Here is a 26,054-nt window from a genome sequence, read left to right on the forward strand (position 1 = left end):
TCAACCGGTGGCCATCGAACCGTCGGACATCCTGCTCACCGGCCGAGTCGCGGTGGTGACCGGTGGGGGCGCCGGCATCGGCAGGGGCGTCGCCGAAGGATTGGCGGCGTTCGGCGCCAAGGTCGCCATCTGGGAACGCGACGCCGAAACCTGCGCATCGACCGCGGAAAGTGTTGGTGCACTGGGCATCGTCGTCGACGTGAGAGACAGCGGGCAGGTGGATGCGGCACTGCAGCGCACCGTCGACGAGCTCGGCGAGGTCTCGATTCTGGTGAACAACGCCGGCGGCGTGTTCAAGTCATCGCTGCTGGACACCACGGAGAACGGCTGGGACGCGCTGTACAAGAGCAACCTTCGCCATGTGCTGCTGTGCACGCAACGGGTGGCGCGGCGTCTGGTGGCGGCCGGCCTGCCCGGCAGCGTCATCAACGTCACGTCGATCGAGGGCGCCCGCGCGGCACCGGGCTATGCGGCGTACGCGGCGGCGAAGGCCGGCGTCATCAACTACACCAAGACAGCGGCCCTCGAGCTGGCGGCCCACAACATCCGCGTCAATGCCTTGGCCCCCGATCTGACATTGACCGAAGGCATCATCGCGCTGTCGGGCGGCAGCATGCAGGACAGCGACGCTCCAGGCATTCCGATGAACCGGCCCGGCCATGTCGATGAGATGGCCGGGGCGGCAGTCTTTCTCGCATCCGAGATGTCGAGCTACATCACCGGCCAAACCATCCACGTCGACGGCGGCACGCAGGCCGCGGGCGGGTGGTACCACCACCCTCAGACCGGCGACTACCAGCTCGGGCCCGGTTAGTCAGTGAGTCCACCCGTCAGCGATCTGATCATCGAAGGCGCGGTCGATGCGCTCGAATCTGCGCTGGATCGAGGGCCGCGACGCCTGATGCGGCACGATGTAGAGACGGTTGGCGAGAATCGCGTCGGCCGTCAGCCGCGCGACGTCCTCGGCACGAACCTCCGGATCGGTTGACGCGTCTGGCAGCTCCTGAACAGGCCCGGACGTCGACGTAGGACCGTAGTCCGCGCTCCGCACCCGCTCGCTGTTGGACATCAAATCGGTGGCCACGATCATCGGGCACAGCACCGAAACGCCGATCCCGTTGGCCCGCACCTCCCGTGAGAGTGTCTCCGCCAGAGCCACCACGCCGTACTTGGCGACGCAGTACGGCCCGAGTCCCACATTGGGGATGAGACCGGCGAACGACGATGTGAAGACGATATGGCTGTCCTCGGCCTGCGCGATCATGCGCGGAAGAAACGCCTCGACACCGTGGATGGGTCCCCACAGGTCGACGTCGATCACGAAGCGCCAGTCGTCGTGGCTGGTCTCTGCGATCGACCCCGCGTACGCGATGCCCGCATTGTTGAATACGACATGCACCGTGCCGAAGACTCGGAACGCCTCGTCGGCGAGGTGGACGACGTCGTCGAGCTTGCGGGTGTCGCAGATCACGCCGTGCGCGTCGAACCCGTCGCCGCGCAGCGCCGACACCGCCTCCTGCAGACCGGCTTCATTGATGTCGGCCAGCATGAGACGGGCGCCGCGACGCGCGAATTCGTGTGCGGTGGCGAAGCCGATGCCGCTCGCCCCTCCGGTGATGACTGCAGCGCGCCCTTGAAAACTGTCCACGGCGCGACCCTATGCGGTCAGCGCGGTCCGTTCGGCGGATCCCACGACGGATCGCCCAATTCGGCGCGAATGACGCCCCACGGATCGGCGTAGACACCCGGAGCTTTCCAGTAAGCGCTCCGACGCGTCATCACCGCCCGGACGACCGGCACGATCAGGCGCGCCGGGTATCGCTTCCACCCGAACGTGTCCGTGAGCTCGGCCATCATCTCGGACCACGAGTAGTGCTGGAACTGCAGCGCTTCCTGCGCGCGCGTGGTGTCCATCCAATCGGTCACGAACCAATCGGTTTCACTGTCGGGGTTGCCGGGGCGACCGGGGGGCATCGCGCCCGCCATGCCGAGCGCCTCGACCAGGGCGGGCGCAAGGTCGCCGTAGCAGCGGCGGTGCGACTCGTCACCGGCGATCAGGAGGATTTCGCCTGCGGCGTCCGCGGTGGTCGCCGCCGCACACGCCCATGCGACGTCGCGGACGTCGACGGTCTGCACCCTGTTGTCACTGGGCAGCGCACTCGCGAAGAGCATCGCATCGGCGCTCAGCGGCAGCGCCGACATATCGGCACTGAGCACACCGCCGAATCGCAGCACCACCCAGTCCAGGCTCGACGACCGCACGATCTCCTCGGCCTCCGCCTTGGTCCCGCTGTAGATGTCGCACGGGCGCATCGGGTCGTCGCTCGTCAACGGCAGGGGAGTGAGGTGAGGATTGCGAGGGCCGAACACCGCATTGCTGGACGCATGCACGAACCGCGGCGGATTCGGTTGCGCCTCGGCGATGCTGACCAGGGTCGCCGTCGCGTCGACGTTGACCCGCCGCGCCACCTTGGGGATGCGGTAGATCGCGGGGGCGATGATCGCGGCGAGGTGGATGATCGCCGACGGCGCGGTTTCGGAGACCAGTCGCTGCACCTGTTCGGTGTCGGTGAGATCGGTCCACCGCGTTTCGACGCCTGCCGGGAGCTTGTGCACGGCCTTGACGTTGGCGGGTGTCTCGAGATCGGCTACCACCACCCGCCGCCCCAGCGTCGCCAACCGCCGCACGGTCGCGGAGCCGACGAGGCCGAAGCCGCCGGTGACGAGTACGGTGTCCGACATATGTCTCCTACCTGCGGATATGTTATTCTCTTTTTCGGAGAGTACTACCACTCGATGTACCCCGGGTAACCGGGGACAAAGTTGGGAACAAGCACATCATGAGCGACGCTTCGGACAAGAAGGTCTCCAAATGGGATCCCGGGTTCACCCGGCAGATCGTCGATCGCGTCGGTCCTCTCATCAAGCGCTACTTCCGCGCCGAAGTGCGCGATTTGGATCGGATTCCCGCGGCAGGCGGCGCACTGGTGGTCTCCAACCACTCCGGCGGCATGTTCACCCCCGACGTCCTGGTATTCGCACCGCAGTTCTACAAGAAGTTCGGCTTCGACCGTCCGGTCTACACCCTCGGCCACGACATGATCTTCGTGGGCCCCGTCGGGGACCTGTTGCATCGTGCCGGCGTCATCGAAGCCAACCGGGAGAACGCCGCCCAGGCACTTCGCGACGGTGCCCTCGTGCTCGTGTTCCCCGGCGGCGACTACGACTCGTACCGCCCGACGTTCACCGAGAATGTCGTCGACTTCAACGGCCGCAGGGGATACGTCAGGACGGCGATTGACACCGGGGTGCCGATCGTGCCGATGGTGTCGATCGGCGCGCAGGAAACCCAGCTGTTCCTCGCCCGCGGCGACTCGATCGCCCGGCGGCTCGGCCTCCATCGGCTGCGGGCGGAGATTCTTCCGATCAGCGTGGGATTCCCGTTCGGGGTGTCGGTGTTCTTCCCGCCGAACCTGCCATTGCCGGCCAAGATCGTCACGCGGGTGCTCGACCCCATCGACATTGCCGCCGAGTTCGGCGATAACCCCGATATCGAGATGGTCGATCTCCACGTCCGGGCCGTGATGCAGAAGGCGCTCGACGAACTCGCCAACGAACGCCGCTTCCCTGTGCTTGGCTGACGGATCGTGGCAGACACTCTGGGACTCCTTCGAACGCTGTGGCGCGCACGGCTGATAGCCCCGATGCGCCCCGACCGATATCTACGGATGGGCGCGGCGGTACGCCGGGTCGGCATGACCGCCACGTCGGGCTTCGCGACGGCCGCACAGCGGTGTCCCGACCGGCCCGGTCTGATCGACGAGCGCGGCACCCTCACCTGGAAGCAGATCGACGATCGTAGTGACGCCCTTGCCGCGGCGCTGCAATCGCAGCCAGCGGGGGCGCCTAAAACCGTTGCCGTGATGTGCCGTAACCACCGGGGTTTCATCGAGTCGCTGGTGGGAGCCGACCGCATCGGCTCCGACGTCCTGCTCCTCAACACGTCGTTCGCCGGTCCGGCCCTTGCCGAGGTCGTCGAACGTGAGGGCGCCGATGTCGTCATCTACGACGAAGAGTTCACGGAGATCGTGAGCCGGGCGCTCGAGGGCAGGCCTGAAACCACCCGCATCCTGGGTTGGACCGATCGCACCGACGTCGAGCTGACCGTGGACAAGCTGATCGACCGTCATGCCGGTCAGCGGCCCATGCCCAGCGAGCGCAAGAGCGACATCATCCTGCTCACGTCGGGCACGACGGGAACACCCAAGGGCGCCAAGCGTTCCGCGGGCAGCGGTGGCGCCGGCGATCTGAAGGCGGTGCTGGACCGGACCCCCTGGCGCGCGGAGGAACCCATCGTCATCGTCGCGCCGATGTTCCATGCGTGGGGGTTCTCGCAGCTGTTGTTCGCGGCATTGCTGGCCTGTCCGATCATCACGCGGCGCAAGTTCGACCCCGAAGCGACGCTGGACCTGATCGATCGTTACAGCGCGACGGGCCTGGCAGTGGTGCCTGTCATGTTCGACCGCATCATGGATCTGCCCGACGACGTGCGCAACCGATACAGCGGTAAGTCATTACGCTTCGCCACCGCATCGGGGTCCCGCATGCGCCCCGATGTCGTCACCAAGTTCATGGACCAATTCGGTGACGTGATCTACAACAACTACAACGCCACCGAGGCGGGCATGATCGCCACCGCGACGCCCGAGGATCTGCGCGCCGCACCCGACACCGCGGGAAAGCCCGCTGACGGCACCGAGATCCGGATCCTCGACGAGTCGTCGAACGAGGTACCGACCGGTGAGACCGGGCAGATCTTCGTGCGCAGTGGCACACTCTTCGACGGGTACACCTCGGGCACCACCAAGGACTTCCACGAGGGGTTCATGGCGTCGGGGGATGTGGGCTACCTTGATGCGGCCGGCCGGCTGTTCGTGGTCGGCCGAGACGACGAGATGATCGTCTCGGGCGGCGAGAACGTCTACCCCATCGAGGTCGAGAAGACGTTGGCCGCGCACCAGGAGGTGGCCGAGGCCACGGTGCTCGGCGTCGACGACGAGCAGTACGGCCAGCGACTGGTCGCGTTCGTCGTGCTCGAGCCGGGCGCGTCGGCGACACCGGACACCCTCAAACAGCACGTGCGCGAGAACCTCGCCAATTACAAAGTGCCGCGCGAGATCACGGTGCTCGACGAACTGCCCCGCGGCAGTACCGGCAAGATCCTGCGCAACGAACTACGCAACTCCTAGCCCAACGCGGGGGCAGGCGCCATCGCAGTGTCGACGGTGCTCAGCGGCGGCAACCCAGCGGCCGCGCGGATCTCGTTCAGCCCATGGATCATCGCGTCGGTGGCCTCGTGGATGTCGTTGAAGGTCTCGTCGTCGGACAGGATCGAGATGTCCACCTGGTCGACGTAACTCCATACCGTCATGTTGAACGCGCTGCCCGCCGAGAGCACCCCGATGGAGTAGATCTCACTGACCGGCGCGCCGCCGATGTGGCCACGCTCGCGCGGGCCGGGAACGCTGGACACCGCGACGTTCATCAGCCGGTTGTGGGCGGCACGCTTCGATTGCCATCGAAGCATTGCCGGGGTCACCGGAGGCGGCAGGTACTCCATCAGCTGTCCCTGCAGCTTTGGTCCGAGGAGTTCGTAGTCCTCCTTCGCGCGGCCAGTCGACAGCGAGGTCAGCCGCACCCGCTCGATCGGATCATCGACGTGGATGGGCAATGACACCGACAGCCCGCCGATCTCGTTGCCGGTCACGCGATCCGGTGACAGGTCCGTGCTGACCGGCACCGACGCGATCAGCGGACGGTCCGCGCGCCCGTCGTAGCGCAGGAGCAGTTCTCGCAGGCCGCCCGCGGCCGTGGCCAGGACGATGTCGTTGAACGTGACGCCCAGTGCCTTGGCGGTCTCCTTGACCTCGGCCAACGACAGAGACGCGGTGGCGAAGGTCCGCGCCGGAGAGACCACATGGTTGAGGAACGTCGGTGGCGTCCGGAACATCTTCGCCAGGTCGGGATGGTCGGTGCGCTCCTGCTTGCGCCGCCACAGCCGGGTGAATCCCTTGGCAGCGTCGCGCGCCAGTCCGGGCAGTGCCGCGACGTGCGCGACGTGGTCACGACCTGCGGCCGCCAGCAGTTCGGTCGTCGTCGGCTCTTCACAGACGACGTAGTCGTCGTTCTCGTCAGCCTTCGAGCCGGCCAGGTCCATGAGCCGGGCGAGCAGATTCGCCGAGGCCACGCCGTCAGCGAGGGTGTGATGCACCTTGCCGATGAGCGCGAAACGGTCGTCGGCCATGCCCTCGGCGAAATGGAACTCCCACAACGGACGCGTGCGGTCCAGCGGCGTGCTGGCGATCCGGCCGATCACCTCGTCGAGTTCGCGACGGCCGCCGGGAGCGGGCACCTGGACACGGCGTAGGTGGTAGTCGAGGTCGACGGGGCAGTCCTCTATCCACATGGGATGGTGCAGTTTCCACGGGATGTCGATCAGCCGGTAGCGCAGCGGATCGAGCAGGTGCAGCCGACGGGCCACGGTCCTGCGGAACACGTCGAAGGTGAACTCGCCCGGATAGTCAGCGGCATGGATGATTGCCACCTTGAGCGTGTGGGTGTGCAGATTCGGCGTCTCGCTGTACAACAGCATCGCGTCCATGCCATTGAGTCGCTTCACTTCCCACCCCTTCGGACGGGTTCTATGCAACCACTCGGCACCCCATGATCGGGTGCTTTCGGCAAACGACCTATCCGATGGCGTCCAGCGCCGAGCACGTGTCGAGGTCGACGAACGCGGCGCCGTAGCGCTGGGCCAACGCGAGGCAGATGTCGGCGCCCTGCCATGCGTCCCCGCCGGACAGCGTCGCCATCCAGATGGCCAGGCCGTGCGCGACGGAGGCTCGGTAGCGCAGCCACACCTCGTCGGCGCTGGGCAACTCGTCGGCGGGCAGCTCGAGCGCGCCGCGGTACTCCGCCACCAGATCGCGCTCACCGCGTCTGCGGTCCTCGATGGTGAGCGCGCCCTGCAGGAAATAGCCGAGATCGAGCGACCAATTGCCGCGGCGGACCATCTGCCAGTCCAGGAAGCCCACCTCGTCGTTGGGCAGAAGATAGGTGTTGCCGATGTGTGGATCGCCGTGCAGCAGCGTCTGGGTGGATCGGGTCAGCGTTCCGATGTAGCGCGACCAGATGTCGACGAAGAGATCCGTTCCATTGAGTGCGAGAATCTCGGGCGCCACGGTGTCACCGAGGCGCTCGTGGGCGATGTGCAGCGGCGCGTACCGCATGCCTTCGAATGCGATGAACGGTTCGAGCCAATTCAGGGTCGGGTGGCTGTCGAGCCGTGGACCCCAGAACCGACTGTGCATCCGGGCCAGCCCACGTACACCGTTGGCGACTTGATCGATCGACATCGGCCGGGTCGAGTCACGCGGATCGGCGCCCCTGGCGACCACGTCCTCCATGATCATGATGAAGTCGGAGCGGTCCTCGTCGATCAGCGCTGTGTAGACGGTCGGGTGGTCGAGGCCGAGCTCGACGCCCGAGGTGAACAGTCGCGGTTCGTGATACAACCCGCTCGTCAGCGCGACGAGTTCGGCGTGCTCGGGATCGACGGCCTTGGCGAATACCGTCGCGGGACCCGAACCCGCCGAATACGTCAGCGCCAACCGCGCCCGCTTGTTGGTGCCGTCGTCGCGCAGCACCACCGTCACCCCGTCGACGACCGCGCCGGGATGGTGGCGCGTGAGCACCGCCGTCATCCAGTCGGGGCTGATGTCCTCCCAGCCGCGCGGCAGCGACAGCTCCGCGACAGTCACGTTGCGCCAGAGCCTATTTCAGGCAGCTGCCGCCGTCGACCGGCAATGTCACGCCGGTGATGTAGCGCGCCTCGTCGGACGCCAGGAACAGCACGGCGTTGGCAATGTCCTCGGGCTCGACCCAGCCGATCGGCAACGTGTGCATCATCTGTCCGACGACCTTCATATCGTCCGGGCCGGGGTTTTCCAGGTCGGGGCGGAACAACCGCATCGTCGGCTCGTTCATGAACAGGGGAGTGTTCACGTTGGTCGGGTGCACGGAATTCACTCGGATGTTCTGTGCGCCGAGCTCGACGGCGAAGGTGCGCATGAGGCCCACCACACCGTGCTTGGCGGCGACGTAGTGGCCGGTGTGTGGGTAGGCCTTGAGGCCGCCGACTGAACTGGTCAGGATGATCGAGCCGCCGCGGCCGCCCTCGAGGATATGCGGCACACCGGCTTTCACGGTCTTCCATACGCCGCCGAGGTTGACGTCGATCATTGCGGTCCAGTCGGTTTCGCTGGTCTTGTCCAGTGTCTGGCCACCGTTGCCGATGCCCGCGTTGGCGACGATGATGTCCAACCGGCCCAGCTGCTCCACGCCCGTGTCGACCGCCGCCTTCAACGCGTCGTAGTCGCGGACATCGACCTCTGCGGTGTAGATGCGACGGTTCTGGCCCTTCACCAGATCTGCGGTTTCGGCCAGATCCTCCGGCGTGGACGCCTCGATCAAATCGACGGTGTCGATCTTCTTACAGATGTCGACGGCGATGATGTCGGCGCCCTCGGAGGCCAATCGCACCGCGTGCGCACGGCCCTGTCCACGCGCCGCGCCGGTGATGAACGCAACCTTGCCTTCTACACGTCCTGCCATGTCTCTCAATCCTTTTGGTGGTTGGTTACTTCAGGGAACGAAGGTGGGCATGGCTTCCCAGCCGCGCACCGCCGTGGTTTGTGATGGTCTCGCGTTCGGCCAGTCGACCTCCCACGTCGGGAATCGCTTGAGGATCTCCTCGAGCGCGATCCGGCCTTCCATACGGGCCAGGGCGTTGCCCATGCAGAAATGGGTCCCCGCACCGAATGTCAAGTGCGAGTGCTGCTCTCGGTGGATGTCGAAAACATCGCCGTCTGGCGGGAACCGGCGGTGGTCACGGTTGGCCGCGCCGATCAACAGGAGTATCGCGCTTCCTTCCGGAATCGTCTGGCCGTGGTACTCGGCGTCGCGCGCGACGTACCGGGCCATCTGCAGTGCCGGCGGTTCCCAGCGCAGGATCTCCTCGATCGCCTGCGGGATCAGGGCTGGGTTCTCCACGAGTTCGCGTCGCTGATCGGGGTTTTCGGCCAACGTCTTGCCGGCCCAGCCGATCAGTCGCGTGGTGGTTTCGGCGCCGGCCGTGGCGACGACCGTCAGGTACATGAGCAGTTCTTCTCGGCGCAACCGCCGCACCGTACCGGTTTCGTCGGTGAACTCGACGTTGAGCAGTTCGGTCATGATGTCGTCGGACGGATGCTCGGTGCGGTAGTCGAGGAACTCCGCGAACACCTCACCGGTGGCCATCAGTGTCTGCTCGCCCTGCAGGGTGGCTTCGCCGTGGTCGGCGACTCGGCGCTGATGCTCTTCCGGAATACCCAGCAGCATTCCGATCACGCGCATCGGCATCTGCTCGCCGAGATCGTTGACGAAATCGAACTTTCCTGTGCCCACCAACGGATCGAGGCATCGGGCGGTGAACTCGCGAATCTGCGGTTCCAGTGCGGCCACCTTGCGCGGTGTGAACATCCGCGACAACAGATTCCGTTGGATGTTGTGCAGCGGCGGATCCTCGAAAATCAATGTGCCGGGCGGGATCTCCATCCCGGACTTGATGATTTCGAGCAGGGCACCCTTGCCGGAGATGAACGTCTCGTGATCGATCAACGCCTTGTTGACATCGTCGTACCGGCTCAACGCGTAGAAGTCATGCTTGTCGTTGTAGTACAGCGGCGCTTCCTCGCGGATGCGGGCGAACACCGGGTACGGGTTCATGTTCAGCTCGACGCTGTAGGGGTCGTAGTACAACTCGTCCGCCGTTTTCACGTCGGAATTCTCAACACTGATCGTCACGGGTCGCCTCTCGCAGGACCAGAAAAGGTATAAGACAAATGGCTGTCGTTTGTCTCACAACTCTGGCATCGGCTCCACAATGGTGTCAACCGGCGACTCGTTTCGGGCAATTTATACTCTCCGCTTAACAGAATGGCCTTCTCATTGTTGTTGCGCGAAGCGTACGAGAGCCTCCTGGCCGTAGGACGCGACCAGCATTCCGTCCTCGGTGAGCACGTCGCCGCGACCGAAGCTGCGGCCGTGGGCGAGCACCGGACTGTGTTGGCGCAGCAGCAGCCAGCCGTCGGTGCGGAAGGGCCGATGGAACCACACGGTGTGCGACGTGACGGCCGAGGTGAACGTCGTACCGTTGCCCCGCTGATCCGCCCCCTCGATGGGTCGCAGCGCGGTACCGATCAAGGTCAGGTCTGTGGCGTACGCCGCCAGTGCCGGCGCCAATTCCTCGCCGACGGCTGGGGTGCGCATCCAGAACTCGAACTGCGGGGGACCTGTGGTGGTCGCGTTGAGATCGATGCACGCCCTTGTCTCCCAAGGGATCAGGTCGAGCGGGAGCGTGTACTCCGGACCGAGCACCGGCCCGACGCTGTCGACTTCCTGATGTTCGGGGCCTCCCTCGACGGCGTGCATGCTGACCGACGCCGTGGCGATGACACCACGGCTCTGGGTGGCCGTGATGGTGACCGCCGCGAACGACCGTCCCTCGTGCGCCCGGACAGCCTCGTAGCGGACCGGTTCATCGGCTCTGCCCTCGCGGGTGAAGATCGCGTGCTGGGATTTGACCGCTTTCTCCGGACAGGTCAGCGCTGCGATCCGGAGGAACTGACCGAGCAATTGACCACCGAACACCCGGTGGTACTCCAACTGTTGGTTCCGGCCCTCGTACTCTGCGGTCACGCCGTCGCCGGTCGAGGTCTTGGTGATGTCCAGGCATCCGAGCAGATCGGTCCAGAGATCAGGCACCCGCTCAGTGTAAGTCAGATTCTCGGCGCCGAGAACGTAATTCTCAGGCCGAATCAGCCTAGCTGGCGGTGAATCCGTGCGCGCAGAAGTCCCAGAGTTCGTCCGCGGTGATCGGGCGCGACGCCGCGTCCTCGGACTCTTCACCGCTCGACTGTGCGTTGAACATCACGGTCTGCATCGTTATCGCGGCCATCCGCTTGGGATTGATACCGGCACGCAGCTGACCTGCGGCGCTGGCCTCTTCCATGAGCTCGGTCAGTAGCGCCAGCAGCGGCGCATGGGCGATTTTGACCTCGGACGGATGCGAGACGAGCAGGCGCGGGGCGAAGTCGGTGAACAGGGGCCGTTTGGCTGTGGGGTCCGGACGCGAGGACTCGAACAGCAGCTGGATCGCGACCCGTAGCCGCTCGATCGGCTCGTCCGGGCCGCTGGTGGCGGCGCGGATCTGGTCGGCGGACCGGGACAGGGCGTCTTCGAACAACGCCAGCAGCAGCTCGTGCTTACCGTCGAACTGCAGGTAGAAGCTTCGTAGCGACTGACGTGAGCGGTCGACCACCTCTTGCACGGTGAAATCGGTGCTGCCCTTTTCGATGATGATCGCCTGGGCGGCGTCGAGGAAGCGCTGAACGCGCTGAGCGGCCCGAAGCTTTGCGGTTTTGATCGATCGCTCGACCGCGCGCTGCTTCCAGGCGGGTTCTTCGCTGGGTATGGTCACCGGCGGCTCGGATGCTGCCCGAGTGGGGAGAACATGGACTGACTGTACCGGAGAACGTCTTGCCATTGCGGTCCTCGACCCCCTCGCGGCCAACGTGTCAGAGATTGTAACTTTCTCACGTGGAGAATAGTATTCTCCTTTTACTGGTAACAGTAGTCTTACCAAAATTTTGATCCGCCGGGAGCACTGTGCAGCTGACCTTCGACGCTGACGTCGAGGCGTTCCGTGCGGAGTTCGTCTCGTTCCTCGATGAGCACCTGCCGCACGACGCCGAGGCGCTGGAACGGTCCGGTTCCAGCAGCCACGTGCCCGACTGGGCCAGACGCTGGCAACGGCTCTTGTTCGACAACGGCTGGCTGTGCCCCGGCTATCCGCCCGAGTTCGGCGGCCGCAACGCCACGATCCTGCAGCAGTACGTCCACCAAGAGGAATTGGCCCGACGACGGACCTACCTCACGTTCAACCCGCAGGGCGTCGGCATCATCTCCGCGTCGCTGATCTCGTTCGGCTCCCCCGAGCAGCAGCGGCGCTGGGCGGTGCCGATCCTGCGGGCCGAGATGACCGCGTCGCTGGGGATGAGCGAGCCCGGCGCGGGCTCCGATCTCGCATCGTTGCGTACCCGCGCGGTCCTCGACGGTGATGAGTTCGTCGTCACCGGACAGAAGGTGTGGACGTCGGGCGCGCACGACGCGGACGTGCTGTTGACTTTCGTTCGCACCGATCCCAACGCGGCCAAACACAAGGGCATCAGCGTACTGATGATCCCGACCGATCTGCCCGGGGTGGTACGTCGCCCGTTCGCCTCGATGTGCGATGCGGAGGACCTCGATTTCAACGAAGTGTTCTTCAACGACGTGCGGGTGCCCGCGGAGAACCTCGTCGGCCCGTTGAACGAGGGGTGGCGCGTCGCCAACGGCTCTCTCGGCCACGAGCGAAACATGTTGTGGCTCAGCTACGCCGACCGGCTCGAGGAGATGGTCGAGGACTGGCTACCGTCGACGGCGCTGGACCGCGACCGGTACGCCACGCTGGTCATGGACAACCAAGCACTACGACTGCTCGGGTCCGTCGCACTGGCCAAGGCCGCGCGCGGCGACGAGGATCCGTCGGCGATGTCGGTGCTCAAGCTCCTCGGCTCGGAGGCGTCGCAGATGGCGGCGGAGTACGCGTTATCGGCGACGGGTCCCGACGCGCTGGCCTCACCCGGGTTCTCGGGCCCGTACAGCGCACAGCATCTCGATCTGTATCGCTCGGCGTGGTTCGAGCGCTATGCCCGCACCTACGGGGGCACCATCGCGGGCGGTACTTCTGAGATTCAACGCAACATCATCGCCCAGCGGGTGTTGGGCCTACCTCGCAATTAGGAATCACGTGTACATCGACTACGAGGTCGCCGACAAGATCGGGACCATCACCCTCAACCGGCCCGAGGCCGCCAACGCCCAGAACCCGGAGTTCCTCGACGAGCTCGACGCGGCATGGACCCGCGCCGCCGAGGACCCCGACGTATCGGTGATCATCCTGCGCGCCAACGGGAAACACTTCTCGGCCGGCCACGATCTGCGCGGCGGCGGGCCGGTACCCGACAAGATCACGCTGGAATTCATCATTCAGCATGAGCACCGGCGCTACCTCGAGTACACGCTGAAGTGGCGCAATACGCCCAAGCCGTCGATCGCCGCAGTGCAGGGCAGATGTATCTCCGGTGGCCTGCTGCTGTGCTGGCCCTGCGACCTCATCCTGGCCTCAGACGACGCGTTGTTCTCCGATCCCGTGGTGCTGATGGGTATCGGGGGAGTCGAATACCACGGCCACACCTGGGAACTGGGACCACGCAAGGCCAAGGAGATCCTGTTCACCGGCCGGGCGATGACCGCTGACGAAGTGGCCGCCACCGGAATGGTGAACAAGGTGGTGCCGCGCGATCAGCTCGACGCCGAGACCAGAGCGCTGGCCGAACAGATCGCCAAGATGCCGACTTTCGCTCTGCGGCAGGCCAAACGCGCCGTCAACCAGACACTGGACGTGCAGGGCTTCTACGCGGCCATCCAGTCGGTGTTCGACATCCACCAGACCGGCCACGGCAACGCGCTCAGCGTCGGCGGCTGGCCAGTGCTCGTCAACCTCGACGAGATGAAAGCCAACATCCAGTAGCGCCTTCCCGCTGTCAGTCGCGGCTGGTTTCCGGGGGAACGTCGTATCGCTCGATGTAGTCGGCAAACCGGTCCATGATCTCGCCGGCCTGCAGCCCATAGTCCTCGAGCCGGTACCCGTGGGTGCCGAAGCGACCCTTGGGATTCGCCGCCACGGATGCGGTGATGGCCGCGCGACCCTGCGCGTCGAGTTCGTATCCGCACGCGGTGTAGATCTTCTCGACGGTGCCGATCGGATCGCCGACGAGGTCGGCGTACTGGACGTCGACGATTTCCCGCTCGGGATGCGCACGACGGAATGCTTCGCTGCGGTCGATCGACTCGGCCAGCAGGTCGGTCCAGTGCTCGGCGATGTACGCGGTGTGGTCAGCGTCGCTGAACGTTCCGGTGAGCGTCGATATCAGGCTGCATGCCGATGCGCACAATACCGTCGGATCACGATGCAGAAGAACGAGTTTCGCATCCGGATACTCCGCCGCCAGGGCCGGGAGCGCGATCGCGTGGTTGGGGCTCTTCAAGGTCCACCGGCCGCGGTGGCCGCCGCTCTGCAGCACCTGTAGCACCCGCCGGTGGTAGGCGTACGCCGATGTATAGTCCGCGCCGAGCAACCACCGACTGTAGTCGGGCACGTTGGCCATCGCCTCCCAGGTCAGGCTCTTGAAATCCTGGCCAAGGAGCGTGATGCACTCGGTTGGTCCCTCGGCGTCCTCGTGATGGACGATCTTCATCTGCGGATTCAGCGACTCGAGCATCTCGATGGCCTCGTTGGCGGCATCGACCCGGGGACCGGACCGGTAGTTCTCCGGCGACGGTGGTGGCACGCTGTCGGCAGCCTCCCATCGCAACAGCGCGCGGTTCGCGGGATCCTGATCGAGCAGTTGGCTCAGGAACGTCGTGCCCGCCCGGAACAAGCCGATCACCACTAGTGGCGCACTGACGGGTTCTTCGCGGATCGCGGGGTTCCGCTTGAGCCAATCGTGAATGCGCAACCGATTGACCAAACCACCGACGATGTTCTGTTCCAATGCAAATCGACCTATGTCGTTGAGCTTGGCTTGCTCGGCGACCGACGCGCAGAGCACCGTCAGCCCCTCGACGAAGTCGGCGGGCCCGAAGTCGTCGGACCCGGCGGCTTCGACGGCGGCCGACATCACGGCATCCGGGTTCAGCCCCGGCGCTTGCGTGCTAGTCACCCGCGACCCTGACGACCGTGCGACCGGTCGTGCGCCGGTGCTCATGGTCGTCAAGCGCCGCCGCGACCTGGTCCATGGTGATCGTGCGCCCGACCACCGGCCGAACCGACCGGGCCGAGACGAGTTCGAGGAGCGCTGCGTGCACCTCGCGGCCCACCTCGGCTCCGAACATGTTGAGGCCGAAGCGACGGAATTCGACCGGCAGCTCGCCGTAGCCGAGGATGACGCCCAGGATCGAAAAGTTCCCCATCGACACTTTGCGCAACGGACGGCCGGTGAGTCCCGCCTGCGGATCATCATTGAAACCGACTGGCAGGTAACGGCCTTCGAGGGCCATGCATGTCCAGACCGTCTCGGTGAGCTCGCCACCGACCAGGTCGACCGCGACGTCGACGCCTCGTTGGTCGGTGTGCGCGTTCACCTCGTCGAAGAGTTCGGCGGCGGTGCGGTCGATGAAGGAGGCGCCGAGTTGCTCGCATAGCCGCCCCTTGTCGGGACCGCCCGCGACGGCGATGACGTTGGCACCCGCGGCGACGCCGAGCTGGATGACTGCCGTGCCGACAGCGCTCGCTCCGCCGACGACGAGCAGCGTCTCGCCCGCCGTCAGCTTCGCGCGCCGGTGCAGCGCCAGGTGGCCGACGTGGAAGGGCAACAAGAAGGCCGCCGCGGAGACATCGTCGAGTTCCGTTGGCGCCTCGAATGTTCCGGTCGCCGGTGCCAGAGCGAACTCGGCCATACCTCCCAATGATTGGTTGGTCATGGCCACGACCCGGCGGCCGACCCATTCTGTCGCGCCCTCGCCAGCCGCGTCGACCACGCCGCACACGTCCATGCCGAGGGTGAACGGGATCTGGCCCATGACGCTGGCCACGGTGCCGCGGCACCGGGCGATGTCGCCGAAGTTCACCGAGGCCGCCGACACCGCGATGCGGACCTCGCCAGGGCCGGGCTCGGGTGTCGGAACGTCGGCGACTTCAAGCGCTTCTGTGGGATCGCCGTGCTTGACGACGCGCACTGCCTTCACGGCAAGTACGGTAATAAGCAGGTGTGCTTATGTCAACGAGCCGTGGGGGCGGCCAGCGCGGCGGCGGCCATCGCCACCAGGTTTGCGACGAACGGTTCGTGCTCGAGCTGTGGTCGGCCATGCCGTGCACGTCGCTCGAGCAGGCGTGCGCGGTCCGCTATGGCCCGGAGGATGAACATCACCATCAGCGAAAATCGTTCGGTGCGAAGCTCATCGGTGAGATGTCCGGTGCGCTCGGTCAACAGCGCGAACACGTCGTCACCGCCGGTGCTGGCCAGCACGGCCTGCAATTCTTCGCTGTATTGCGCCCGGTCCTCACCGGTGAGCTCGGCGATGATCAGCAGGCAGCAACGTCCGCGCCAGCCGCTGTCCGCGAGTTCGGCGGCGGGCCGGACGAGCGCTTCGATGACGGATTCGAGCCCCGCCTGGCGCGTGGCTACCTCGAGCAGTTCACCTTCGCGGCGGGCGAGGAACTCCGCATGCCGCTCGATGACGGCGCACAGCACACCGTCGCGTGAACCGAAGTGGTAGCGCAGTGCCGCGCGGTTGCGCTGTCCGGCCTGCCGGGTGATGTCGATGAGGGACGCGTTGAAGACCCCGTCGTGAGCGAAGGCGCGGGCTGCGGCGTCCAGCAGTCCCGCCCTGGTCTTCGACGCGTCGGGTGGCACCCGTGAAGTCTAGGGTCCGACCCCCGGCAACGGTGCGATTAGAGGTGGGCGAGGCGGGGGACCGAGCCGCGGGCACGCAGTCCCGCTCCGGCCCTGCGCGTGAGTTCTTTTGAGCTGCCGAGCAACCCGTCGAGAACCAAGGCGCGCTCGATGTGATGGTGCAGCTCGTGTTCGGCGGTGAATCCGATACCTGCCAGCACCTGCTGGCAGTGTTTGGCCGCGGTGAGCGCTGCCTTTCCCGCGGCCGCCTTGGCCAGCAGCGCGGTCAGGTCGGGGTTGTCGTCACCGGGTAGGGTCAGCGCCGCCTCGGCTCCTTCGATCGCCACGAGTGTTTCGGCGAGCCGGTGCCGGATCGCCTGGAACGACGCGATCGGCCGACCGAACTGGACACGGTCCAGCGCATGTTGGCGCGCGAGCGCCAGCATCGCCCTGGCGCAACCCGCCAGCCACCAGCCGACCGCGCGTCGCGCATCGGGCAGTCGAGGATGCCCGCCCTCTTCGACCCGCCGCAGTGGCAACCCGCCCAGGGCCGAGCTCGCGTCGGCGCAGGTGTAGTCCCACACCACCCAGCCGCCGCCCGCGTAAGGGAGCGCCGGATTCGAGCCCTCGTCGGGGCTGGAGGCGAGCAATACGACATCGTTGAGAACCGAAGCGTGCGAGCCGGTTTCGCCCAGTAGGCGGAACACGAGCGGAATTGCCACCTCGGACATGTCGGACAGCATCTCGGACCAGCCGAGCTCAGCCAGTGCCGCATCCAGTTCGGTGCCGGAGGTGGACAGCATCGTCTTGCGCAGGCCGTCTTCGAGCAGTTCGAGTGATTGGGCGTCCCATTCCGATTGTCCGGCCACGGTCACTCCTTCCCGAGATCGAGCAGTCGGCGGGCGATGATGTTGCGCTGAACCTCGGCGGTGCCGCCGTAAATTGTGGCGGCCCGCGAATACAAGTACTCGGTGCGCCACTCGGTGTCGTCCAGCTCGATGACGCTCGGAAGCAGGTCGCGCGTGGAATCGTAGAGCTGCTGTTCGGCACCGGCCAGCAAGACCTTGTCGATCGACGTGTCCGGGCCGAGCTTGTTGCCGTCGGCCAACCGGAGCTGAGTGGCCCGCGAGCGGCAGCGCAACATGTGCAGAGCCAGATATGTCTCGCCCAGCTCCGAGTCCACCGAATGGCCGAGGTTCTTCACCTCGCCGACCAGTGCGTCGAACCGCGAGTACAGGTAGGCGATGCGCTGCCAGAAGCATGTCGACCGCTCGTAGGGAAGTAGGTCCATCGCGAGTTGCCAACCGTCGCCAGGGTTTCCGAGCATGCGGTCGGCAGGCACCACCACGTCGTCGAAGTACACCTCGCAGAATTCGTCGACGCCGTGCATCGTGCGCAGGGGGCGGACGTCCACGCCGGGGCTGTCCATGTCGACGAAGAAGGCGGTGATGCCCGAATGTCCAGGTCCTGTTCGGGTGAGAAGCACGCAACGCTTGGCGTACTGCGCGAAGCTCGTCCACACCTTCTGGCCGTTGATCACCCAGTCCCCGGTCGAGTTGCGCTGCTCGGCGCGCGTGGCAAGGGATGCGAGATCACTGCCCGAGCCGGGCTCGGAGAAGCCCTGGCACCACGTCTCCTGGCCGGACAGTAGCCGAGGGACCATCTCGGCGGCGAGTTCGGGGCGCGCGTAGTCGATCATCGTCGGGGTCAGCACTTCGAGCATCGAGTACGGTCCCGGATCATCGAGGCGACGGCCGACCACCTCTTCGCCGACGATGGCGCGCAGGATCATCGGGCCACCGAGGCCGCCCGCGGATTCCGGCCAGCCCCAGCGCATCCAGCCGGCGTCGTAGAGCTCCTTCAGCACGCGGGCGTGCTGCGCCTGGTGGGCGTCGAGCGAGTGGTCACCCGGCGGCGGGGTCAGATCGTGGCTGTCGAGCCATGCGACCAGTTGTGACCGGAACTCGGCGACTGTCTCGAACTCGGTGCCAGCCGTCAGTTCGCTGGTCATCCGGCCTCCGGCCGGCCGATCGCGTGGGGTCGGCCGGAGTCGTGCTCGCCGCTGCGCCGGATGAACGTCATGGCGCGGGTTTTCAGCCGCCAACCGTCGGCCGTGCGTAGGTATGTGTCCTTGTAGTAGCCGATTCGCATGTCGTGCTTGGAATGCTCGATGAAGCACAGCGGTTGTGTCCCGGTGGCGGCGTCCGGGTTGTCTGGGTCGAGGTCGATCAAGGCGGTGCCCGTCATGAACAGGCCCTTCGGCGCCGCATCGACCAACTCGGGAAAGCGGGCAAGGGTGTAGGTCGAGCCGAACGCGCTGTAGGTGCCGTCGGGGGTGAAAACAGAGATCAGCCCCTCGATGTCGCCCTGGGTGATGGTGACGGCGTATTTGGCGAGCGTCTGCTGGATCTCGACCAGATCCTCGATCCGCTGTTGACTAGGTGACACTGTCATGTCGGTAGACCTTACCGCCCTTCATTACAAAGCTGACGTCTCGTGTAACGCCGATATCGGCGAGCGGATCTCCGGGCACGGCGATGATGTCCGCGAGATACCCCTCGGCGATGCGGCCGAGGTCCGGTTTGTCGATCAGGTCGGCGGCGACGACGGTGGCCGCGCGCAGCACCGCCGCCGGCGGCATGCCCCAGTCGACGAGGGTGACGAGTTCATCGGCATTCTTGCCGTGCGGGATCGCTGGGGCGTCGGTGCCGACGGCGATCTTCACCCCAGCCTCGTACGCTGCCTTGATCGACGTGCGCGCCTTCGGGAACATCTCGGCGGCCTTGTCCTGCAACTCTTTCGGAGCCTTCGACACGTCCATCGCCTCGGCCAGCCTGCGGGTGGTGACCAGGAACCGGTCGTTGTCCACCAGCATCTGGATGGCCTCGTCGTCCATCAGGAATCCGTGCTCGATGCAGTCGATACCGCACGCCACGGCGTGTTTGACCGCCTCCGCGCCGTGGGTGTGCGCGGCGACCTTCAGCCCGCGCCGGTGTGCCTCGTCGACGATGGCCTGCAGTTCCTCGTCTGAATAGTGTTGAGCGCCAGCTTCTCCGGTCAGCGACATCACCCCGCCGGATACGCACACCTTGATCAGCTGGGCGCCGTGCTTGATCTGATAGCGCACGGCCTTGCGGATCTCGTCGACGCCGTTGGCGATGCCCTCCTCGACCGTCAGCTCGAGCGCGCCTGGCATGAACGCCGCGAACATCGTCGGGTCGAGGTGGCCGCCGGTCGGAGTGATGGCGTGACCGGCGGGCACGATTCGGGGACCTTCTATCCATCCCGCGTCGATGGCCTTACCGAGCGAGACGTCGAGCAGGTACCCGCCGGTCTTGACGAACAATCCGAGGTTGCGCACTGTGGTGAACCCCGCGCGTAGCGTGCGGCGAGCGTTGCCGACCGCGCGTAGCACGCGGATCGCCGGATCGTCCTGCACCTGGGACAGACCGGGGGTTTCGCCCCGCCCGCCCATCAGGAGGTTGACCTCCATGTCCATCAGGCCGGGCAGCAGAATGGCATCACCGAGATCGATGACCTGATCGTCGGGACCCTGAGATCCCTCCCCAAGGCCGACGATCCGACCGTCATCGATGTGGACGATTCCCGGCCGGACGATCTCTCCGGCGTCGACGTCAACAAGACCCGCTGCTTTGAGGGTCAGCACGCTCAGACCACCGGCTCCTTGATGAGACTGATGTACGCGGCCCCGCTGTCGAGCACCCGGGGCTGCTTCCACACCTCGACGGGAAAGCTCACCATCACGATCGACTGGCCGAGGTGCACAAGAGCCTTCGCGTCCTCCGGCATTCCCTTCAGCGGGAAGCGGGCGTCGACGTAGACCATGATGTCCTCGAGCCTGGCCAGGCCTGCGTCGTACAACTCCTGCATCTCCTCCATCGACGAGTTCAGCCGCTTCTGATAGCGCTCTTCCTCGGTCGGCAGGCACCAGTCGCTGAACCGCTCGAGATCCGCGAATTCCTCTGGAAGCTTAGACATTTGCAGCGTCCTTCTCGGTCTTGCTTTGGACCGCACCGTTGGCCGAACCGTTTGCGGCCGCCAGTGACTCCTTGTACCGGTCGACATACTTGTGCGCGGTGTGGTGCAGGTGGCGCAGCAGGATCTCCTGATCGCACAACGGGAAGTCGAGAACGGCGCGGGTGCCGATCTGCGTCTGCGTGGCTTCCAGCGTGTTGGCGTCCTGGAACGCGTATTCCTTGAACGTCACCGCCGCCAGTTCCTGCGAAAGCCGTTCACGCAAGTTTTTCGGCGGCACGAAGTACAGATCGGCCTCGAAGATGTGGGAGTCCACGCCAGTGGGCCAGTAGTTGTACGTCAGATACCAGCCCGGCACCCAGAAGAGCAGGGTGAAGTTCGGGAAGAACTCGAACGAGTCCTGGCCCCAGGTCTTGTGGCGGCCCGGGTTGATGGCCGGCGGCAGTTCGTCGGGCAGGATGCCTTTGATCTTCGGGCGGTCCCACGGCCCGAACAGGCCGCTGTGCAGGATCCGCTCGATGGGCTTGACCATGTTCAGATCTTTGGGCGGGCTCATGCCGCCCCAGGACGAGATCATCGAGTGGTCGCCCTGGATGTCGTAGTGCAGCGCCTCGAAGCCGAACTTGGCCAGCTTCTCGGCCTCCTCCTTCTCCGCCTGCTTCATGTGCAGGATCGGTGCGTGATAGAACTCGACGAACGCGTCGATGAACAGCTTCCAGTTCGCCTTGACCTCCGAGCGGTAGCGGTAGTGCTCGGTCATCTCGTGGAAGGGATAACCCTTCAGCCCTTGGCCGAACTCGCCCAGGTATTCCTCGAGCGATACGGCGTTGTCATCGAAATTGACGAAGATGAACCCCTCCCAGACCTCGCAGCGCACCGGCTTGAGCGGATAGTCCGCCTTGTCGATGTCGAAGAACTCCTGCTCCTGCTGAATGAAGGTCAGGTCACCTTTGAGGTTGTAGCGCCAGGCGTGGTACTTGCAGACGAATTGACGACAGGTGCCGGATACTTCTTCGCCCGGGTAGTCGTTCCACAACAACTTGTTGCCGCGATGGCGGCACATGTTGTAGAACGCACGGATCTGATCGCCGTCGTTGACGATGACGATCGACGTACCCGCCCCGACCGACGGCAGCTCACGGGTGATGTAGCTGCCCTTTTTGGGAATCAGCTCCACCCGACCCATCTGTAGCCAGGTCTTGCGGAAGATGGCCTGTTGCTCCAGCTTCCAGTGCTCGGGATCGATCGAGTCTTCGTAGTTGACCGGCGCGGTGCCCAGCTCGGGCCAGTTCTCGGTCCAGCTACCGACGTCGGGCTTCTTGAAAAATGCCACGGTGTGTCTACCTCTCCTGGTCGGGTTCGACGCCAAACGTGTTGATGGCCATGGCGAGTGCGCCATAACAGCCGATCGTGAAAACGAGGTCCATGCGTTGACGTTCGTCGAGGTGCTCCGAGAGCGTCGCCCATGTGGCGTCGGAGATCTCCGACTTGTCCTCGAGTTCGTCGACTGCTGCAAGGACGGCCCGGTCGAGTTCGTCGACGGCCTCGCCGCGCTGGATGCCGTCGATGACGTCATCGGACAGGCCGGCCTCACCGCCCATGCGAACGTGGTGGCGCCACTCGTACTCGCAATTGCGGCGGTGCGCGACGCGCAACACCGCCAGCTCGCGCAGCCGGTCGGGCAGCGGCGAGCTGTACATCAAATGGTTGTTGAAGCGAAGGAAGGACCTGGTCAGCTTGGGGTGGCGGACGAGCGTCGCGAGCAGATTGCCCGCCGCCTCCGGGTTGCGGCGCTCAGGAGGCAGCATGCCGGACAAGGCGTGGTCGACGCTGTCATCCCATTGGTCCGCGGGGAGCGGGGGCACACGCACGGGGTGCTTCCTCTCGTTCACGAGAATCAGGTTCTCATATTTCGCCAATAGATTTCCACCTTTCCGGCCGATGGTCAATCCCACCGTCGGGATGTGCGGGTCGGTGGCCTGCCACTTATGGTCCAACGGTGCTGCTGGAAGGCCCTTCGGGTCGTTTCGGACATTGATTCTCGAATCAAGAGAAGCTAGTTTCCTTAGATAGAGAACCAGACTGGGTAACTAGTGTGGGTGCTATCACAGATTTCGGACATGGCCGCCACGAAAGGGAGCAGGCATGAACAAAGAAGACATGATCCTGATCAGCGTTGATGATCACATCGTCGAGCCGCCGGACATGTTCAAGAACCATCTGCCGAAGAAGTACCTGGATGAGGCGCCGCGGCTGGTGCACAACCCCGATGGTTCGGATACCTGGCAGTTCCGCGACATCGTCATCCCGAACGTCGCGTTGAACGCCGTGGCGGGTCGGCCGAAGGAGGAGTACGGGCTCGAACCCCAGGGTCTGGATGAGATCCGCCCCGGTTGTTACAAGGTCGATGAGCGGGTCAAGGACATGAACGCCGGCGGCATCCTGGGTTCGATGTGTTTCCCGTCGTTCCCGGGTTTCGCGGGTCGGTTGTTCGCCACCGAGGATCACGAGTTCTCCCTGGCGCTGGTGCAGGCCTACAACGACTGGCACGTCGAGGAGTGGTGCGGGGCTTATCCGGCGCGGTTCATCCCGATGACACTGCCGGTGATCTGGGACGCCGAAGCGTGTGCCGCCGAGATTCGGCGCAACGCCAAGCGGGGGGTGCATTCGTTGACGTTCACCGAGAACCCGTCGGCCATGGGTTATCCGTCATTCCATGACTTCGATTACTGGAAGCCGATGTGGGATGCGCTCGTCGATACCGACACGGTGCTCAACGTCCACATCGGGTCCTCGGGCCGGTTGGCGATCACCGCCCCGGATGCTCCGATGGATGTGATGATCACGTTGCAGCCGATGAACATCGTGCAGGCGGCGGCGGATTTGTTGTGGTCCAAGCCGATCAAGGCCTACCCCGACCTCAAGATCGCTCTGTCGGAGGGTGGCACCGGGTGGATTCCGTACTTCCTGGAGCGTGCTGATCGGACCTATGAGATGCATTCGACGTGGACCGGACAGGACTTCGGCAAGCAGAAGCCGTCCGAGGTGTTCCGCGATCACTTCTTGACCTGTTTCATCTCCGATCACGTCGGTGTGCAGCTGCGTAACGACGTCGGTATCGACAACATCTGCTGGGAAGCCGATTACCCACATTCGGATTCGATGTGGCCCGGGGCTCCCGAGCAGCTCGACGAGGTCCTCAAAGAGCACCACGTGCCCGATGTCGAGATCAACAAGATGACCTACGAGAACGCCATGCGCTGGTACCACTGGGACCCGTTCACCCACATCACCAAGGAACAGGCCACCGTGGGCGCACTCCGCAAGGCCGCCGAAGGCCACGATGTCAGCATCCAGGCGCTGTCCAAGCACGAACACGGCGGCGCGAACTTCGCCGACTTCGCCGCCAACGCCAAGGAATTGACCGGCAACAAGGACTGAGTCCCACAGCGAATTCGGCGTGCCTGGTAACGCTCAGCGGGACCGAGCACGCCGAAATCGCTGTGCACGAAGAGGAGAACACGTGTCTGGGGGCATGAGTTTCGAGCTGACCGAAGATCAGCAGATCATCCGCAAGTCCGTCGCGGAGCTGTGCAGCAGGTTCGACGACGAATACTGGATGAAAAAGGATCTGGCGCACGAATTCCCGCAGGAGTTCTACGACGCGATCGCCTCCGGTGGATGGCTGGGGATGACCATCCCCGAGGAGTACGGCGGACATGGGCTGGGCATCACCGAGGCGACCCTGCTGCTGGAGGAGGTGGCACGGTCGGGCGCGGCGATGAACGGTGCCAGCGCAATCCACCTCACGATCTTCGGGATGCAGCCCGTCGTCAAACACGGCTCCGACGAACTCAAGGCCGCCACCCTGCCCCGCATCGTCAACGGCGATCTGCACGTGTGTTTCGGTGTCACCGAACCCGGTGCGGGACTGGACACATCGCGCATCACCACATTCGCCAAACGCGAGGGCGACAAGTACCGCATCAACGGTCGCAAGGTGTGGATCTCCAAGGCGCTGGAGTCGGAGAAGATCCTACTGCTCACGCGCACGACGCCGTTCGATGAGGTCACCAAGAAGACCGATGGCATGACGCTGTTCCTGACGGATCTGGACCGCGACCACGTCGACATCCGCCCGATCAAGAAGATGGGGCGAAATGCGGTCAGCTCCAACGAGGTATTCATCGACGACCTCATCGTTTCGGAATCCGACCGTGTCGGTGAAGAGGGCAAGGGGTTCAAGTACATCCTCGACGGGCTCAACCCGGAGCGAATGCTGATCGCCGCCGAGGCGTTGGGGATCGGCCGCGTGGCGTTGGAGAAGGCTGTCAAGTACGGCAATGAGCGCGTCGTCTTCGACCGTCCGATCGGTATGAATCAGGGACTGCAGTTCCCGCTCGCCGATTCGTTGGCTCGTCTGGACGCCGCCGAGTTGGTGCTGCGCAAGGCCTCGTGGCTCTACGACAACGGCAAGCCGTGCGGCCGAGAGGCGAACACCGCCAAATACCTCTGTGCCGACGCTGGATTCGGCGCCGCCGATCGTGCCCTTCAGCTACACGGCGGCATGGGTTACTCCGAGGAATACCACGTGTCGCGGTATTTCCGTGAGTCGAGGCTGATGAAGATCGCGCCGGTCAGTCAGGAGATGATCCTGAACTTCCTCGGCGAACACGTACTCGGAATGCCGAGGAGTTACTGATGGGCTACTTCGATCTCACCGGCCGCTCGGCGCTGGTGACAGGGGCGGGCGCGGGCGGTGGCATCGGTGCTGCGGTCGCCGCGGCGCTCGCCGATGCAGGCGCGGCCGTCCTGGTGACCGATCTCGACGCGGACGCGGCATCGGCTGTGGCCGAACGCATCCGCGCCAAGGGCGGTAAGGCCGACTCGTGCGCGCTGGACGTCAGTGACCGCGGTGCCGCCGACGCGGCCGCCGCGCAGGCCGCCGGGCTCGGCGGGGGAGCGCTGCACATCCTGGTCAACAACGCCGGTGTCACGTCACCCGCGATGTTTCCCAAGCTGACGGATGAGACGTTCCGGTTGACGTTCGACATTCACGTCATGGGCACATTCCACTGCACCCAGGCCGCACTGCCGCACATCCCCACCGACGGCACGGGCCGCGTCATCAATGTGACGTCGGCGGCGGGGCTGACCGGAACCCTCGGCCAGGTCAACTATTCGGCGGCCAAGGCCGGCCTCATCGGTTTCACGAAATCGCTTGCGCGCGAGTTGGCTCCGAAGAACATCATGGTCAACGCCCTCGCGCCACTCGCCGCGACGCCCATGACGGAGACCATCCGCACCAACGAGAAGTTCGCCGCTAACATGATGAACCGCATTCCGCTCAAACGGTGGGCGGAACCGTCGGAGATCGCGGGCGCTTTCGTCTTCATGGCGTCCGATGCGGCCTCTTACATCACCGGCCAGGTGTTGCCGGTCGACGGCGGCATGGTCATATAA

26 protein-coding genes are annotated in these 26,054 nt (G+C 65.0%); 8 read left to right on the forward strand and 18 right to left on the reverse strand.

Annotated features, from left to right (window positions below):
* Positions 1-7: 7 nt before the first annotated feature.
* Positions 8-814: an SDR family NAD(P)-dependent oxidoreductase gene (locus G6N36_RS28030; protein ID WP_163690055.1), complete on the forward strand. Its 807-nt coding sequence runs from the start codon at positions 8-10 to the stop codon at positions 812-814.
* Here G6N36_RS28030 and G6N36_RS28035 read toward each other — a convergent pair whose 3' ends face one another.
* On the reverse strand, positions 815-1,648 hold the full coding sequence (locus tag G6N36_RS28035) for an SDR family NAD(P)-dependent oxidoreductase (RefSeq protein WP_163690056.1): 834 nt from the start codon (positions 1,646-1,648) through the stop codon (positions 815-817).
* 17 nt (positions 1,649-1,665) lie between these two features.
* Entirely contained in the window at positions 1,666-2,742 is a 1,077-nt protein-coding gene (locus tag G6N36_RS28040) for an NAD-dependent epimerase/dehydratase family protein (RefSeq protein WP_163690057.1), read from the reverse strand.
* A 98-nt stretch (positions 2,743-2,840) separates the two neighbouring features.
* On the opposite strand from G6N36_RS28040, the gene G6N36_RS28045 reads away from it, so the two are divergent.
* Complete coding sequence (locus G6N36_RS28045; RefSeq protein WP_163690058.1) at positions 2,841-3,641, forward strand: lysophospholipid acyltransferase family protein; 801 nt, start codon at positions 2,841-2,843, stop codon at positions 3,639-3,641.
* A 63-nt stretch (positions 3,642-3,704) separates the two neighbouring features.
* Positions 3,705-5,249, forward strand: a complete 1,545-nt coding sequence (gene fadD12, locus G6N36_RS28050; RefSeq protein WP_235690333.1) for an acyl-CoA ligase FadD12 — start codon at positions 3,705-3,707, stop codon at positions 5,247-5,249.
* Here the strand turns inward: fadD12 and G6N36_RS28055 are convergent.
* The 6 genes from G6N36_RS28055 to G6N36_RS28080 form a co-directional block, all read right to left on the reverse strand.
* Positions 5,246-6,679, reverse strand: coding sequence for a WS/DGAT/MGAT family O-acyltransferase (locus tag G6N36_RS28055; protein WP_163690059.1), 1,434 nt, complete (start codon positions 6,677-6,679; stop codon positions 5,246-5,248). The genes fadD12 and G6N36_RS28055 overlap by 4 nt on opposite strands.
* Positions 6,680-6,749: 70 nt before the next feature.
* Positions 6,750-7,820, reverse strand: coding sequence for a phosphotransferase (locus tag G6N36_RS28060; RefSeq protein WP_163690060.1), 1,071 nt, complete (start codon positions 7,818-7,820; stop codon positions 6,750-6,752).
* 13 nt (positions 7,821-7,833) lie between these two features.
* Entirely contained in the window at positions 7,834-8,673 is an 840-nt protein-coding gene (locus tag G6N36_RS28065) for a mycofactocin-coupled SDR family oxidoreductase (protein WP_163690061.1), read from the reverse strand.
* 30 nt (positions 8,674-8,703) lie between these two features.
* Positions 8,704-9,825, reverse strand: coding sequence for a cytochrome P450 (locus tag G6N36_RS28070; protein ID WP_264001721.1), 1,122 nt, complete (start codon positions 9,823-9,825; stop codon positions 8,704-8,706).
* 219 nt (positions 9,826-10,044) lie between these two features.
* Positions 10,045-10,863, reverse strand: coding sequence for an acyl-CoA thioesterase (locus G6N36_RS28075; protein WP_163690063.1), 819 nt, complete (start codon positions 10,861-10,863; stop codon positions 10,045-10,047).
* 58 nt (positions 10,864-10,921) lie between these two features.
* A complete protein-coding gene (locus tag G6N36_RS28080) occupies positions 10,922-11,644 on the reverse strand; it encodes a TetR/AcrR family transcriptional regulator (protein ID WP_083125664.1) in 723 nt (240 codons plus the stop codon).
* 122 nt (positions 11,645-11,766) lie between these two features.
* On the opposite strand from G6N36_RS28080, the gene G6N36_RS28085 reads away from it, so the two are divergent.
* Both G6N36_RS28085 and G6N36_RS28090 read left to right on the forward strand, forming a co-directional pair.
* Positions 11,767-12,942, forward strand: coding sequence for an acyl-CoA dehydrogenase family protein (locus tag G6N36_RS28085; protein WP_163690064.1), 1,176 nt, complete (start codon positions 11,767-11,769; stop codon positions 12,940-12,942).
* 7 nt (positions 12,943-12,949) lie between these two features.
* Positions 12,950-13,732: an enoyl-CoA hydratase gene (locus G6N36_RS28090; protein ID WP_163690065.1), complete on the forward strand. Its 783-nt coding sequence runs from the start codon at positions 12,950-12,952 to the stop codon at positions 13,730-13,732.
* Positions 13,733-13,745: 13 nt separating this feature from the next.
* On the opposite strand, the gene G6N36_RS28095 is transcribed toward G6N36_RS28090, so the two are convergent.
* The 10 genes from G6N36_RS28095 to G6N36_RS28140 all read right to left on the reverse strand — a co-directional run bounded on the left by G6N36_RS28095 (position 13,746) and on the right by G6N36_RS28140 (position 22,462).
* Complete coding sequence (locus G6N36_RS28095; RefSeq protein ID WP_163690066.1) at positions 13,746-14,924, reverse strand: sulfotransferase family protein; 1,179 nt, start codon at positions 14,922-14,924, stop codon at positions 13,746-13,748.
* Positions 14,917-15,948: a quinone oxidoreductase family protein gene (locus tag G6N36_RS28100; protein ID WP_163690067.1), complete on the reverse strand. Its 1,032-nt coding sequence runs from the start codon at positions 15,946-15,948 to the stop codon at positions 14,917-14,919. The genes G6N36_RS28095 and G6N36_RS28100 overlap by 8 nt, the downstream gene beginning before the upstream one ends.
* A 32-nt stretch (positions 15,949-15,980) precedes the next feature.
* On the reverse strand, positions 15,981-16,616 hold the full coding sequence (locus G6N36_RS28105) for a TetR/AcrR family transcriptional regulator (RefSeq protein ID WP_163690068.1): 636 nt from the start codon (positions 16,614-16,616) through the stop codon (positions 15,981-15,983).
* Positions 16,617-16,654: 38 nt separating this feature from the next.
* Complete coding sequence (locus G6N36_RS28110; protein ID WP_235690334.1) at positions 16,655-17,398, reverse strand: acyl-CoA dehydrogenase family protein; 744 nt, start codon at positions 17,396-17,398, stop codon at positions 16,655-16,657.
* 68 nt (positions 17,399-17,466) lie between these two features.
* A complete protein-coding gene (locus tag G6N36_RS28115; RefSeq protein WP_163690070.1) occupies positions 17,467-18,606 on the reverse strand; it encodes an acyl-CoA dehydrogenase family protein in 1,140 nt (379 codons plus the stop codon).
* Positions 18,603-19,049: a nuclear transport factor 2 family protein gene (locus tag G6N36_RS28120; protein WP_163690071.1), complete on the reverse strand. Its 447-nt coding sequence runs from the start codon at positions 19,047-19,049 to the stop codon at positions 18,603-18,605. Before G6N36_RS28120 ends, G6N36_RS28115 begins: the two co-directional genes overlap by 4 nt.
* Positions 19,033-20,262 (reverse strand): metal-dependent hydrolase family protein, encoded by a 1,230-nt coding sequence (locus tag G6N36_RS28125; protein WP_163690072.1) that lies wholly within the window; start codon positions 20,260-20,262, stop codon positions 19,033-19,035. Before G6N36_RS28125 ends, G6N36_RS28120 begins: the two co-directional genes overlap by 17 nt.
* 2 nt (positions 20,263-20,264) lie before the next feature.
* Complete coding sequence (locus G6N36_RS28130; protein ID WP_163690073.1) at positions 20,265-20,594, reverse strand: hypothetical protein; 330 nt, start codon at positions 20,592-20,594, stop codon at positions 20,265-20,267.
* A complete protein-coding gene (locus G6N36_RS28135; protein ID WP_163690074.1) occupies positions 20,587-21,924 on the reverse strand; it encodes an aromatic ring-hydroxylating oxygenase subunit alpha in 1,338 nt (445 codons plus the stop codon). The genes G6N36_RS28130 and G6N36_RS28135 overlap by 8 nt, the downstream gene beginning before the upstream one ends.
* Positions 21,925-21,931: 7 nt before the next feature.
* Positions 21,932-22,462, reverse strand: coding sequence for a carboxymuconolactone decarboxylase family protein (locus G6N36_RS28140; RefSeq protein ID WP_163690075.1), 531 nt, complete (start codon positions 22,460-22,462; stop codon positions 21,932-21,934).
* A 274-nt stretch (positions 22,463-22,736) separates the two neighbouring features.
* On the opposite strand from G6N36_RS28140, the gene G6N36_RS28145 reads away from it, so the two are divergent.
* From G6N36_RS28145 to G6N36_RS28155, 3 genes are all read left to right on the forward strand, one after another.
* Positions 22,737-24,032 carry an amidohydrolase family protein gene (locus G6N36_RS28145; protein WP_163690076.1) on the forward strand — a complete coding sequence of 432 codons (1,296 nt, stop codon included), beginning with the start codon at positions 22,737-22,739 and terminating at the stop codon, positions 24,030-24,032.
* A 94-nt stretch (positions 24,033-24,126) separates the two neighbouring features.
* Positions 24,127-25,293, forward strand: a complete 1,167-nt coding sequence (locus G6N36_RS28150) for an acyl-CoA dehydrogenase family protein (RefSeq protein WP_163690960.1) — start codon at positions 24,127-24,129, stop codon at positions 25,291-25,293.
* Positions 25,293-26,054 (forward strand): SDR family NAD(P)-dependent oxidoreductase, encoded by a 762-nt coding sequence (locus tag G6N36_RS28155; RefSeq protein ID WP_163690077.1) that lies wholly within the window; start codon positions 25,293-25,295, stop codon positions 26,052-26,054. Before G6N36_RS28150 ends, G6N36_RS28155 begins: the two co-directional genes overlap by 1 nt.

The organism is Mycolicibacterium gadium, from assembly GCF_010728925.1.
GTDB lineage: Bacteria > Actinomycetota > Actinomycetes > Mycobacteriales > Mycobacteriaceae > Mycobacterium > Mycobacterium gadium.

What these genes read in the sequence shown, in the direction of transcription:
- G6N36_RS28120 (WP_163690071.1), bottom strand. Translation starts at nt 19,049, where the DNA reads ATGACAGTGTCACCTAGTCAACAGCGGATCGAGGATCTGGTCGAGATC.
- G6N36_RS28045 (WP_163690058.1), top strand. Translation starts at nt 2,841, where the DNA reads ATGAGCGACGCTTCGGACAAGAAGGTCTCCAAATGGGATCCCGGGTTC.
- G6N36_RS28065 (WP_163690061.1), bottom strand. Translation starts at nt 8,673, where the DNA reads ATGGCAGGACGTGTAGAAGGCAAGGTTGCGTTCATCACCGGCGCGGCG.
- fadD12 (WP_235690333.1), top strand. Translation starts at nt 3,705, where the DNA reads ATGCGCCCCGACCGATATCTACGGATGGGCGCGGCGGTACGCCGGGTC.
- G6N36_RS28080 (WP_083125664.1), bottom strand. Translation starts at nt 11,644, where the DNA reads ATGGCAAGACGTTCTCCGGTACAGTCAGTCCATGTTCTCCCCACTCGG.
- G6N36_RS28110 (WP_235690334.1), bottom strand. Translation starts at nt 17,398, where the DNA reads ATGCTGTCCACCTCCGGCACCGAACTGGATGCGGCACTGGCTGAGCTC.
- G6N36_RS28115 (WP_163690070.1), bottom strand. Translation starts at nt 18,606, where the DNA reads ATGACCAGCGAACTGACGGCTGGCACCGAGTTCGAGACAGTCGCCGAG.
- G6N36_RS28070 (WP_264001721.1), bottom strand. Translation starts at nt 9,825, where the DNA reads ATGAACCCGTACCCGGTGTTCGCCCGCATCCGCGAGGAAGCGCCGCTG.
- G6N36_RS28040 (WP_163690057.1), bottom strand. Translation starts at nt 2,742, where the DNA reads ATGTCGGACACCGTACTCGTCACCGGCGGCTTCGGCCTCGTCGGCTCC.
- G6N36_RS28145 (WP_163690076.1), top strand. Translation starts at nt 22,737, where the DNA reads ATGAACAAAGAAGACATGATCCTGATCAGCGTTGATGATCACATCGTC.
- G6N36_RS28155 (WP_163690077.1), top strand. Translation starts at nt 25,293, where the DNA reads ATGGGCTACTTCGATCTCACCGGCCGCTCGGCGCTGGTGACAGGGGCG.
- G6N36_RS28150 (WP_163690960.1), top strand. Translation starts at nt 24,127, where the DNA reads ATGAGTTTCGAGCTGACCGAAGATCAGCAGATCATCCGCAAGTCCGTC.
- G6N36_RS28130 (WP_163690073.1), bottom strand. Translation starts at nt 20,594, where the DNA reads ATGTCTAAGCTTCCAGAGGAATTCGCGGATCTCGAGCGGTTCAGCGAC.